Source organism: Sphingobacterium arenae (assembly GCF_014692505.1).
GTDB classification, from domain to species: Bacteria; Bacteroidota; Bacteroidia; order Sphingobacteriales; family Sphingobacteriaceae; genus Sphingobacterium; species Sphingobacterium arenae.
The window spans coordinates 1655080-1668140 of the sequence record NZ_JACNYK010000001.1; the positions used below are offsets into that span (position 1 = coordinate 1655080).

Genomic DNA, 13061 nt, shown 5'->3' on the forward strand with positions numbered 1-13061 from the left:
AAAAAAAGCCCGACTTGTTGTCGAGCTTTTTCGTCGGGGTGGCAGGATTCGAACCTACGACCTCCACATCCCAAATGTGGCGCGATACCGGGCTACGCTACACCCCGAAAAGGTATCACCTTTTTTGTGTGGCACAAATGTACGGCAAAATTTTATCGTTGTCAATATATTTTTTTGAATTACAACGTAAATGATTGATAATATGATTGATATTTTTTTAAATAGCATCATTTAATGTGGCCTGAGTAGTTAATTTGTGAATGTTGGCGTTGATTACTAAAAAAAATAAACACGTTATAATTGGAGCGGATAGAACGGGATATGGTGTGTTTGGCTGAAGATGACGAATATTGGGTACTTAAAAATAGTTTAATGCGTGTAGAAAGAGGTGTCGGTAGATGAGGTAAAAAATAAGTGGAGTATGAAAATAAAGATTCAAGTTGAAAAAAAGCCATGCCAAATAAATAAATGACGTGGCCTTTCTTCCATTAAAGTGCTAATAAGAGCTTATTGTACGAAATCAGCTTCTGTTAAGGATATTTTTACAAAAACATGAGAAGGAGGGTCAATAGAAACTCCACTTTCCAAAAGGGGATCTTCCGCATAAATTCTCACAGAACCTGTAGTATAATCATAAGAATAGGAGATAGCTTCGATAGTGGCAGGTATAGTATTGTAAGTGTTTTCATCATCAAAACTAATGGCGACATTAACAATGCCTTGATCTACATAGTAATTCGTTAACTCGGGAACACTTAAATCGACATATATTTGATTTGAATTAATCTGTTCCCATTGATTTGCCGTTCTTTCGTATACCATGGTTATACTCGGTACGGTATCATAATATTCTTTTGTACAGCTACTCGTCATTGCTAACGTTGCCGTACCGATTACAAAGGCTAATAGAAATTTTTTCATGTGTATCGTATTAAGAGTTATCAATTTATTCTTATTCAATAAGACGTTAAAAAACGTTAATAGTTTAATGTTATTGAGCAAAAAATAAGCCAAATAAAAAAGCGCTATGCCGTGTGGACATAGCGCTTTTTTATTTAGTTGAAATTTTTACTCTTTTTCTTTGTCATTGGATTCCGAAATATCCGATTCAATGGAATCACTCGCTGCTTCTTTCGGGTTGGCACTACTAACGGTGATCTCTTTTTTATCATCATCGTAATCAATGTTCAATTGAGAACCATTTTTTACCTCACCTTTCAATATTTCCTCTGCAATTGGATCTTCCAGATACTTTTGGATCGCACGCTTCAATGGGCGTGCACCAAAATTACTATCATATCCTTTCTCTGCGATAAAGTTTTTAGCTTTTTCTGTGAGTGCAATATGATAACCTAATCCTTCGATTCGTTGGAAAAGTGACTTCAATTCGATATCAATAATCTTAAAGATATGCTCTTTTGATAATGAGTTGAAAACAATCACGTCATCGACTCGGTTCAGGAACTCCGGCGCAAATGCACGTTTGAGTGCCGTTTCGATAACCCCGCGCGAATGTGAGTCGGCCTGGTTCGCTTTTGCTGCAGTCGTAAATCCGACGCCCTGTCCGAATTCTTTCAATTGACGAGCACCAATGTTCGACGTCATGATAACGATGGTGTTGCGAAAATCTACTTTTCTACCTAAGCTATCGGTCAATTGTCCTTCATCCAATACCTGTAGCAATAAGTTAAACACATCTGGATGTGCTTTCTCGATCTCATCAAGAAGAACTACTGCGTACGGTTTACGACGTACTTTCTCGGTCAATTGTCCACCTTCTTCATAGCCCACGTATCCCGGAGGCGCTCCGACCAAACGTGACACGGCGAATTTTTCCATGTATTCACTCATGTCAATTTGAATCAAAGCATCTTCTGAATCAAACATGAAACGAGCTAATTCTTTTGCTAATTCAGTTTTACCAACTCCTGTAGGGCCTAAGAAGATGAAAGAACCGATCGGTTTCTTCGGATCTTTTAGGCCGGCGCGGGTACGCTGTATTGCTTTCACCAATTTCTGTACAGCATCGTCCTGCCCGATAATTCGACCTTTAACCGCTTCCGCCATATTCAATAGCTTCTGGCTGTCCGATTGGCTTACACGTTGAACTGGAATACCTGTCATCATAGACACTACCTCGGCTACATTATCCTCGGCTACCGTGTAGCGTTTGGATTTTGTGTCAGCTTCCCATGCCGTTTTTTCTTTTTCAAGTTGATCAAGGAGCTTTTTCTCGGTATCCCTTAACTTGGCTGCCTCTTCATATTTTTGGCTACGTACGACTTTGTTCTTTTCTACTTTGACTTCTTCGATTTTCTCTTCGATGTCCAAGATAGTTTGTGGAACGTGGATGTTGTTCAAATGTACACGTGAACCTGCTTCGTCCAAGGCGTCAATAGCCTTGTCAGGTAAGAAACGATCAGTAACGTAACGGGTAGTCAGAGACACACAGGCCTCAATCGCATCCGGCGTATAGGTCACATTGTGATGTTCTTCGTACTTATCCTTTATACGATTCAGAATCTCGATTGTTTCGTCGTGCGATGCAGGCTCTACAACGACTTTTTGGAACCGACGATCCAAGGCACCATCTTTCTCAATATATTGACGATATTCATCCAAAGTGGTGGCACCTATACATTGGATTTCGCCTCGGGCCAAAGCCGGTTTGAACATATTGGAAGCGTCCAAAGAGCCTGAAGCCCCGCCGGCACCGACAATGGTATGGATTTCGTCGATGAACAAAATTACATCGGGCGATTTTTCCAATTCGTTCATTACGGCCTTCATGCGTTCTTCAAACTGACCACGATATTTTGTGCCTGCAACTAAAGACGCTAAATCAAGAGTGACAACGCGCTTGTTGAATAGTACCCGAGATACTTTACGTTGTACGATACGTAAGGCTAGGCCTTCTGCTATAGCCGACTTACCAACCCCCGGCTCTCCAATCAAAATCGGGTTGTTTTTCTTCCGACGGGAAAGAATCTGTGAAACGCGTTCAATTTCTTTCTCACGACCCACAATCGGATCTAACCGACCTTCTTCAGCTGCCTTGGTCAAATCTCGCCCAAAATTGTCCAGTACGGGTGTCTTTGACTTGATGTCAGAAACTTTCTTAGGGGTGGTAAATTGTTGATCGTCATCCGCAAAATCATCATCTCCTGTCGGCGAACTGGATGCTTCGTCGGTAATGGTTGTTTTGTTTTGCTCAACTTCGCTTTTGAATATATCGTACGTAATATTGTATTGTTGTAAGACCTGAGATGCGATATTCTCTTCGTCTCGTAAAATTGCTAATAATAAGTGCTCTGTGCCAATTACATCACTTTTAAAAATCTTAGCCTCCAAATACGTTATTTTTAGTACCTTCTCAGCCTGTTTCGTCAACGGCATATTGCCGATAGGTGCGCGTGACATCGAAGACCCTTTAACGGCATCTTCGGTAGATTGACGGATTGATCCTATATCGACTCCAATATTTTTCAAAATCTTTATCGCCACTCCGTCGCCTTCACGAATCAAGCCGAGCAAAAGATGTTCTGTGCCGATGTAATCATGGCGAAGTCTAAGCGCTTCCTCTCGACTATAAGAAATGACATCTTTTACGCGTGGTGAAAATTTTGCTTCCATTTATTAACCTTTCCTTATTTTAATGATAGGATGTTATAAATGTATAAAAATAAATTATAAATCCCATCGTATGTTCTACACAGATTTATCAATAATTACGCCATAGCCCCTAAACTACCAAAATGGCAGTCTTTGCGAAGTAAAAATGACTATATTTGTACAAATACAGGAATACAATCTTATGTCTGACGAGAAAATTATTTTTTCAATGGCCGGTGTAAATAAAATATACCCGCCACAAAAACAGGTGCTTAAAAATATCTATTTATCTTTTTTTTACGGAGCAAAAATTGGAGTTATTGGTTTGAATGGATCGGGGAAATCTTCGTTACTGAAAATTATTGCTGGCTTAGATAAATCTTATCAGGGAGAAGTTGTTTTCTCTGCAGGTTATTCCGTCGGCTATCTAGCGCAGGAACCCGAATTGGATAATGAAAAAACCGTAAAAGAAACTGTGGAAGAGGGAGTTTCCGAGATAGCATCGATCCTCAAGGAATATGAAGAAATAAATGAAAAATTTGGCTTACCCGAGGTTTACGAAAACCCGGATGAAATGGATAAATTACTGACACGTCAGGGCGAGTTACAAGATAAAATTGATGCTACAAATGCTTGGGAACTGGACACTAAACTGGAGCGTGCCATGGATGCTCTACGGTGTCCGGAACCCGAGGTGAAAGTTGCCAATTTGTCTGGTGGGGAGCGGAGAAGAGTGGCACTTTGTCGCTTGTTGCTCCAAGAACCGGATGTTTTGCTTTTGGACGAACCCACCAACCACTTGGATGCAGAATCGATTGATTGGTTAGAGCAACATTTGCAGCAGTATAAAGGAACGGTTATCTCGGTTACCCACGACCGATATTTCTTGGATAACGTTGCGGGATGGATTTTGGAGTTAGATAGAGGGGAAGGGATTCCGTGGAAAGGGAACTATTCTTCTTGGTTAGATCAGAAAGCAAAACGTTTGGCACAAGAAGAAAAACTAGAAACTAAACGCCAAAAAACGCTGGAAAGGGAACTAGAATGGGTACGTATGGCCCCGAAAGCAAGACATGCAAAATCTAAGGCCCGTTTGCATAATTATGAGAAACTAGCGTCAGAGGAAACGAAAGATCGGGAAGATAAGCTAGAATTGTTTATCCCGCCGGGACCTCGACTGGGGAATACGGTTATCGAAGCCGATAATATTTCGAAAGCATATGGGGATAAATTGCTATTTGAAAACCTGAGTTTTTCTTTGCCACCTGCCGGTATTGTGGGAATCATTGGTCCAAATGGGGCTGGTAAGACAACTTTATTCCGGTTGATTACTGGTCAAGAGAAACCTGATGCAGGAACTTTTAAAGTTGGAGAAACGGTGGTTTTAGGCTATGTAGATCAAAATCACGACGATCTTGACCCCGATCAAACAGTATGGGAAAATATTACGGATGGCAATGATAACATTATGCTTGGAAACAGACCGATAAACTCCAGGGCTTATGTGTCGAAATTTAATTTTAACGGGGGTGATCAGCAGAAGAAGGTAGGCGTTCTATCTGGCGGAGAACGAAATCGGGTACATCTGGCGATTACGTTAAAAAAATCGTCTAACGTCTTATTGCTTGACGAACCCACAAACGATATCGATGTAAACACGTTGCGGGCCTTGGAAGAGGGGTTGGAAAATTTTGGGGGTTGTGCTGTTATTATCTCGCATGATCGTTGGTTTTTAGACCGTATCTGTACCCATATTTTAGCATTCGAAGGGGATTCTCAGGTTTATTTCTTTGATGGAAATTATACCGAATATGAAGAAAACCGCAAGAAACGTTTAGGAGACACGGGTCCAAAACGTATCAAGTACAAGAAGTTGGTGAAATAGAGGTGAGGTAAAGATGATAGATTCTGCTAAACTTCTTGAAGCCATTATTGAAAATGCCATTGATGGGATTATCACTATTGATAATCGGGGTATTGTAGAGTCTATAAATCCCGCAGCATCTACGCTTTTTGGATATAGTCCGCAAGAAGTAATTGGGAATAATATTTCGATGTTAATGCCCGAACCCGATCACAGTCGGCACGATGGATACATTGAGCGTTATCAGCGTACAGGTGTCAAAAAAATTATCGGAATTGGAAGAGAGGTCCGTGGTCTAAAAAAAGATGGGACGACCTTTCCGTTTCGATTAGCTGTGAGTGAAGTGCATTACCGAAAAAAAAATATCTTTACCGGATTTATTCACGATTTAACGAAAGAGCGTGCTGCAGAGGATGAGTTGAGGAAGCATGCTGATGAGCTGGAAGAAAAGGTAAGAGAGCGGACAAAAGATTTGATTAAGTTGGTTTCTGAATTGGAGAAAGCAAAGTCCGATGTTAGTCTGTCGTTAGAAAAAGAGAAAGAGCTTAGCCAGTTGAAATCCCGATTTGTGTCCATGGCATCGCATGAATTTCGTACGCCGTTGAGCGCTGTGCAATTATCCGCTTCTTTGATAGAGAAGTATGCGGAGCGACCTGACCTTCCGAATATCATGAAACATACCAACCGTATCCGCGGAGCCGTTCAATTACTCAATAATATTCTGAATGACTTTCTTTCTTTAGAAAAATTAGAAGCTGGCAAGGTTGTGGTCAATAAAACGGAGATTAATCTAGTGCAACTTGCAGAGGAGATAACAGAGGAGATGCAGATGATTTGTAAAAAGAACCAACACATCGTTTATCAACATACGGGTGCAGTAGGCGTTTTTTATTTAGATCCTCATTTGATTAAAAGTAGTGTCATTAATTTGATATCGAACGCGATAAAGTATTCCGGAGAAAATACCTTAATCGAATTTTCTACAGAAATAAAAGATGATATTTGCATACTCTGTATCAAAGATAACGGCATCGGGATTCCGGCAGAAGATCAAAAAAGTCTCTTTGAACCATTTTTTAGAGCGCATAATACGGGAAATATTCCAGGAACAGGTTTGGGACTTAATATTGTTAGACGCTATGTCGAATTAATGCGTGGACGCTTGGAATACCGTTCGGCAATAAATAAAGGCGCAATGTTCAAAATGAGTTTTCAACAATAATGTATATTGGAAAATGTCTAAAACGATATTAATCATTGAAGATAACTTGGAAATCCGCGAGGGAACCGCAGAAATACTGTCGTTGACCGGTGAATATGAGGTGTTGACAGCCGAGCATGGTAAGGAAGGGGTAGATATGGCATTGAGACACCGTCCTGATCTTATTTTATGCGACATTATGATGCCCGAACTCGACGGATATGGGGTGCTGTATATGCTTAGTAAAAACGAATCTACTGCTGATATTCCGTTTATTTTCTTAACCGCCAAATCCGAGAGAACTGATGTTCGTAAGGCGATGGAGATGGGCGCCGATGACTATTTGACAAAACCGTTTGACGACATTGAACTGCTTAATGCGATAGAAAGTCGTTTTCGCAAGCGGGGGAAATTCCTGGCACGTCAGTTAATGACAGCTCTAGGTCCAGGGGGAACTTTGAGATTAAATGAAGAGGAGCAAGACTATCTGTTGCATGGTTTGGTGAAAGAAGCTCGTGTAAAATGTCTCAAAAAGAAACAGCATATATACGAAGCAGGAGACATGCCGATTTTTATGTTTTATCTACTCAAGGGGAAAATACGCCGTTTTTTAATGTACCAAGATGGACGAGAGCTCTCGACAGGTATTCATATAGATGATAGTTTTTTTGGCTATGAAGCGCTCTTGCTTAACGAATCATACAGTGATAACGCGGAAGCATTAGAAGATTGTGAAATCGCACTGATCGCAAAAGAACGGTTTTTCGAATTACTTTATAACAAACCTACTATCGCTCGTAAGTTTATTAAGTTGCTTTCGGGGAATATTCGGGAAAAAGAAGAGCAATTGCTCGGTTTTGCCTATGATACTGTGAGAAAACGCGTCGCAAATGCATTGGTCAATGTAGCGGAAAAATCGACGCTATCGAGTAAGGACGGAGAAATTACTATACGTATTTCCAGAGATGACCTAGCTGCTTTGGCCGGTACGGCAAGCGAAACCATTAGCCGCATGCTGGCTGACTTTAAAGAGGAAAAACTAATCACCAAAACGGGCAATGCTATTGTTGTCCCTTCTGTCGCTAAATTAAAGGCAGTGAAATAATTAAGTGACCAAGATCATTTTCTAACTTGATGCTTTGCATCCTAATCCGCAGGAGGTCTCCTTATTTTTGTATTGTTTACATTACTGAAATTAGACCTCATGAAAGCTGTCGCATATAATATTAAGGATTATGAGAAGGAATCGTTGGCGATCGCAAACGGAAAGGTTCATGATTTGACCTTGATTTCCAATTCTTTAAACTTTAGAACAATACATTATGCACAAGGGAAGGAAGTGGTCATCATTTCTGAAGATGATTATTTGGATGCCGAATTACTGGAAGAATTGCAGCGGGCAGGTGTACAGAAAATTGTAACCCGTTCGATAACGACAAGCCACATCGATTTATTGCGCGCATACGATTTAGGGATTCAAATAGCGAATACACCGTACGAGGATCGGACGCCAAAAGGTATCGCGGAGCAAACCATCCGAAACTTAAACTTGTGGGGGAGTGGTAAATGTGTTGGCCGCGCTTGTTGTTGCGCGAAGGAATGTAATGTTATGGACCCAAATCAACTAAAAAATGATGCAGCCAAATAATAGCTTGATTACGAAATACGATGTAGCGGCACCACGTTATACCAGTTACCCCACTGTACCATTTTGGGAATCCCATAGTTTTAATTCCCAAGAATGGTTGTCCCGTTTGAAAAGAACGTACAGTCGATCAAAAGAAGACGGAATAAGTATATATGTTCATCTTCCGTTTTGCGAAAATTTATGCACCTATTGTGGATGTAATACCCGGATTACCAAAAATCATGGTGTAGAAACTCCCTACATCAATTATGTGCTCCGGGAATGGAAAATGTATCAAGCCGCTATGGATGAATCGATTGTTGTCAGCGAAATACATTTGGGAGGAGGAACCCCTACTTTTTTTGAACCGACAAGTCTGCAACGCCTGATCTTGGGTTTGTTAGATGGCGCTGTTGTGAAAGAAGGAGCCTCTTTTTCATTTGAAGCTCACCCGGCAAACACTACAAAAGAACATCTGCAAACACTGTATGATCTTGGTTTCCGAAGATTAAGCTTGGGAATCCAAGACTTTGATCCACATGTGCAATATCTTATCAATCGACACCAAACGGAGGAGGAGGTACAACGTGTTATGGGTGAGGCTCGGGAAATAGGATATACCTCTATCAATTTTGATTTGATATATGGATTACCGTTACAGACTCAAACGACGGTAGGTGATACGATAAAAAAATCGTTATGTATGTTACCCGATCGAATATCTTTCTATAGCTATGCACATGTTCCGTGGATAAAACCGGGGCAAAGACGTTTTACGGAGCACGATCTGCCGGTAGGAGAGAAAAAGCTTGCGCTCTATATATTAGGTAAACAAATGATTGGGGAGGCAGGTTATAAGGACATAGGGATGGACCATTTTGCGAAACCAGAAGATGCACTTTTTAAGGCTTCTTTATCTGGACATCTGCATCGTAATTTTATGGGTTACGCGGATCGCTATACACCTGTTTTAATAGGATTAGGCGTGTCATCCATAAGTGATGCTTGGAGTAGTTTTGCGCAAAATGTAAAGAAGGTGGAAGACTATTATAGGTTGTTGGATGAAGAGCGTTTACCTGTGGTAAAAGGACATTTATTACATGAGGAAGATAAGGTATTGCGCCGTTATATTCTGGAGATGATGTGTAAAGGGAAAGTGGAATTGAAGAATGGCTTTTCGCTTAATGAGGTTATAGTTGACCGATTACGTCCTTTAGAAAGAGATGATCTAGTAGTGTGTGGAACCGGTCATGTCACAGCAACGCAAATCGGGAGATCATTTTTGAGGAATATATGTATGGCATTTGACCAGCGATTGCAATCCTCAAGGGGACAAAAGCAATTATTTAGCCAGGCGATTTAAGATGAATCGTACGGAGCATATCTTATACAACAAATTATGAGACATTAAAAATGCCGGAGTCAGAACAAATTGTTATAGAAAAAAAATGCTTTCACTGCGGAGATAAAGTAGATGCGATGCCCTATGTGTTGGATAACCACAACTTTTGTTGCTTGGGATGCCAAACTGTATATCAAGTATTGAACGAAAGTGATCTACATAATTATTATCGCTACAATCCACATCCGGGGAAATCTCAAAAAGGAGCGAAGACAGATTTGAGTTATCTCGATGAACCAAATATTATAGCCAAGCTCGTTGATTATAAAGATGAAGATGTAACCATGATTACGTTCTATATTCCGGTCATCCATTGTAGTTCCTGTATTTGGCTTTTGGAGCATCTCTATAAATTGCATGCTGGTATTAAAAGTTCGCAAGTTGATTTTATGAAGAAACAAGCGAATATCGCATTTAGACATCAGGAGATCTCGTTACGCAAACTAGTGGAATTACTAATGCAGATTGGTTACGAACCTAAAATCACGCTTCAAGACGTCGTAAAAGAAAGGAAGAAACTTAATCAACGAGGGTTGATAGCTAAAATAACCGTAGCCGGATTTTGTTTCGGAAATTCCATGATGATCAGTTTTCCGGAATACTTTGGGATGAATGCATTTGAACAACAGTATGCGAGTTTCTTTGGTTTTATGAACTTGGCATTTGGTATTCCGGTTCTCCTTTATAGTGCCTCGGATTATTTCAAATCGGCTTGGTTAAGCTTGAGACAGAAGCGACTGAATCTGGACGTACCTTTGGCATTAGGTATTTTCGTACTGTTTTTTCGTTCGGCATTTGAAGTCCTTACACAATCAGGCCCGGGCTTTATCGATACCTTATGCAGTTTAGTGTTTTTTATCTTAATCGGTAAATGGGTACAGCAACGGACATACTACCATATTTCGTTTGAGCGGGATTATCGTTCGTATTTTCCGGTCGCGGTAACCGTAATTGAAGAGAAGCGCGAAAAGCCAATACAAATTGCCGATTTAGAAGTGGGGCAACGCATCTTAGTGCGTAATAACGAAATTATTCCTGCAGATGCCATTTTATTAAAAGGAAATGCTTCGGTCGACTTTAGTTTTGTAACTGGCGAATCGAAAGCTGTTGATAAAACATTGGGGGAGATTATATATGCGGGCGGAAGGCAAATTGGGGAGGCGATTGAGTTAGAGGTCGTTAAACCTGTATCTCAGAGTTACCTGACAAAATTATGGAACAACGAGAGTTTCAAAACGCAGGAGAAGAAGTTCGATACCTTTATCGATTTTATAAGTAAATACTTTACGGTTGCGTTGATTAGTATAGCTGTTGTTGCTGGTGTTTTCTGGTTTGTCGGTGGCGACTCATCAAAAGCATGGAGCGCTTTTACGGCCGTATTGATTATTGCTTGTCCTTGTGCGCTGGCTTTGAGTTCACCTTTTACGCTTTCGGCTGCATTAAGTATTTTCGATCGGAATAAGTTCTATGTAAAAAATACGGAGGCAGTTGAACAATTATCGGCAATAAATTGCGTAGTGTTTGATAAAACAGGAACAATTTCGTCCCCTAAATCTTCGTTGATGCTGTTTGAAGGTGAATTGGACGACGAAGAGCGTTCCTTGGTCTCTTCGGTTTGTCGAAATTCTAATCATCCTTTAAGTAGAGAGATTGTCAAATGGATAGGGGATACGTCCATTTTGTCAGCAGACACCTTTATAGAAATAAGTGGTAAAGGTATGGAGGCGCGGTTTGATACGGTTGAAGTAAGAATAGGATCCGCGTCTTTTTTAGGGATCAGAAATAATTACCAAGACGGTTCTGTAGTATATATCATGGTAAATGAAGTGGTAAAAGGTTATTTTACCTTAGAACAGTCCTGGAGGGATGGATTGATAGAGGTCGTCGGTACGTTGAATAAAGAAGAATATGATCTACATTTGATTTCGGGAGATAACGATAGGCGTTCCGATGTCTTGAAGCTCATTTTCCCAGAAACAGCTCGACTATTATTTAACCAAAGTCCCTCGGATAAATTGCGCCAAATAGGTTTTTGGCAGGAGCGAGGGAAACAGGTATGTATGTTGGGAGATGGACTTAATGATGCAGGGGCATTGCGGAAGGCGGATCTGGGAATCGCGGTATCTGATGATATTAATAATTTTTCGCCTGGTTGTGATGCGATCTTAGACGGAGACTCTTTTGCGAAATTACCTTCGTTTTTAGCTTTTGCGAAAGATTCTGTTCAAGTCATACACATGAGTTTTGCAATATCCTTGATCTATAATGTAGTTGGGGTAAGCTTCGCAGTGCAGGGAACAATGTCTCCATTATTTGCGGCGATTTTGATGCCGATTAGTACCGTAACTATTATTTCATTTACCAGTCTGATGACGCGTTGGTTTGCCAGACAGAGGGAATTGTTGTTCAAAGTAAGTTAAGCGACTTAACGAAATATTAAATTCGTATATTTCTTGTATAAAATAGCTTTGATAGCTAAGGAGAGTGAAATAAATTTGTTTGGGTTTAAGCGTAGATAGCTTGTCTAAAATATATCCATTATTCAATATTATAAAATGAGTATTATATTCTTTTTAATCGGCTGTAGTGTTTTCATTGCTTTAATCTTTTTAGGGGCGTTTTTTTGGGCAAATAAAACTGGACAGCACGAAGATACCTATACGCCCTCCGTACGAATTCTATTTGATGATGAGGTCGAGGAAGAAAAAAAAACGGGAAGGGATAAATCTTTCAAAGCCCGCTAACTCTTCGTGTTACCCTCGTTTTAACTTCTTATTGTATTCGCATAGGCTTCGAAACTCATTCGCCTGATAATTGGAGATTTACCGTGTGTTTACCGAAGTTTACACGGTAAAATGTCGGTAAAAGCACAGTAATTGGGCGAAGCAGGTGTGAATGCTGTCTTAATAACAGACGAAGTGTTGTAGAAGAATATGGATAAAATCGAAATTTTTTGATAGAAACGAATTGTATATTGAAAAAATATCTTTCAGACTTCCAGTCAATTGTGTTTTTTGTTTAGGAAAAGGTTCCGAAACTGTTGGAGCATAAGGTTAAAGTTTCTACCTTTGCACCACTCCGCGAGGGAGGGCATATAAAGTGGGTCCGGGGCTGAAAAATTAGTAAAAAAAATATTTTTGGTTTTCGTTAAACTTCCTTACCTTTGCCAACCCGAAAGGGTAAATACAGAAAAGATAATCCGGCCGTTTATTCGGTTCAGATATAGAGGCCAAAGCGCGAAGCGGAGGTATAGAAGTTCTTTAAATAGATGATCATGTAGCGCAGCAGATACCCTTTATAGGGGAATGCTGTAACAAGAAGTTACAATTATTCCGGTCCGGGCCGTACAGTACAA

At 40.3% G+C, this 13061-nt stretch carries 9 protein-coding genes and 1 tRNA gene; 7 read left to right on the plus strand and 3 right to left on the minus strand.

All coding sequences use genetic code 11. The annotated features are described in order from the left end of the window. Positions 1-33: 33 nt before the first annotated feature. From H8B17_RS06335 to H8B17_RS06345, 3 genes are all read right to left on the minus strand, one after another. A tRNA-Pro gene (locus tag H8B17_RS06335) sits at positions 34-107 on the minus strand. A 400-nt stretch (positions 108-507) separates the two neighbouring features. Further along, entirely contained in the window at positions 508-921 is a 414-nt protein-coding gene (locus H8B17_RS06340) for a hypothetical protein (RefSeq protein ID WP_190308272.1), read from the minus strand. 147 nt (positions 922-1068) lie between these two features. Continuing rightward, complete coding sequence (locus tag H8B17_RS06345) at positions 1069-3633, minus strand: ATP-dependent Clp protease ATP-binding subunit (protein ID WP_223816390.1); 2565 nt, start codon at positions 3631-3633, stop codon at positions 1069-1071. A gap of 181 nt (positions 3634-3814) precedes the next feature. Between H8B17_RS06345 and ettA the strand changes: the two genes are divergently transcribed. The 7 genes from ettA to ccoS all read left to right on the plus strand — a co-directional run bounded on the left by ettA (position 3815) and on the right by ccoS (position 12450). Next, positions 3815-5497 carry an energy-dependent translational throttle protein EttA gene (ettA, locus tag H8B17_RS06350; RefSeq protein WP_190308381.1) on the plus strand — a complete coding sequence of 561 codons (1683 nt, stop codon included), beginning with the start codon at positions 3815-3817 and terminating at the stop codon, positions 5495-5497. Between the two features lie 16 nt (positions 5498-5513). Beyond that, complete coding sequence (locus H8B17_RS06355; RefSeq protein WP_190308382.1) at positions 5514-6698, plus strand: PAS domain-containing sensor histidine kinase; 1185 nt, start codon at positions 5514-5516, stop codon at positions 6696-6698. Positions 6699-6711: 13 nt separating this feature from the next. Then, complete coding sequence (locus H8B17_RS06360) at positions 6712-7782, plus strand: response regulator (protein WP_190308273.1); 1071 nt, start codon at positions 6712-6714, stop codon at positions 7780-7782. A 99-nt stretch (positions 7783-7881) separates the two neighbouring features. Next, positions 7882-8325 (plus strand): Rossmann-fold NAD(P)-binding domain-containing protein, encoded by a 444-nt coding sequence (locus tag H8B17_RS06365; protein WP_190308274.1) that lies wholly within the window; start codon positions 7882-7884, stop codon positions 8323-8325. Continuing rightward, positions 8312-9667 carry an oxygen-independent coproporphyrinogen III oxidase gene (gene hemN / locus H8B17_RS06370; protein ID WP_190308383.1) on the plus strand — a complete coding sequence of 452 codons (1356 nt, stop codon included), beginning with the start codon at positions 8312-8314 and terminating at the stop codon, positions 9665-9667. Before H8B17_RS06365 ends, hemN begins: the two co-directional genes overlap by 14 nt. A 50-nt stretch (positions 9668-9717) precedes the next feature. Further along, positions 9718-12126: a heavy metal translocating P-type ATPase gene (locus H8B17_RS06375; RefSeq protein ID WP_190308275.1), complete on the plus strand. Its 2409-nt coding sequence runs from the start codon at positions 9718-9720 to the stop codon at positions 12124-12126. A 135-nt stretch (positions 12127-12261) separates the two neighbouring features. Next, a complete protein-coding gene (gene ccoS / locus H8B17_RS06380; RefSeq protein WP_190308276.1) occupies positions 12262-12450 on the plus strand; it encodes a cbb3-type cytochrome oxidase assembly protein CcoS in 189 nt (62 codons plus the stop codon). Positions 12451-13061: the final 611 nt, after the last annotated feature.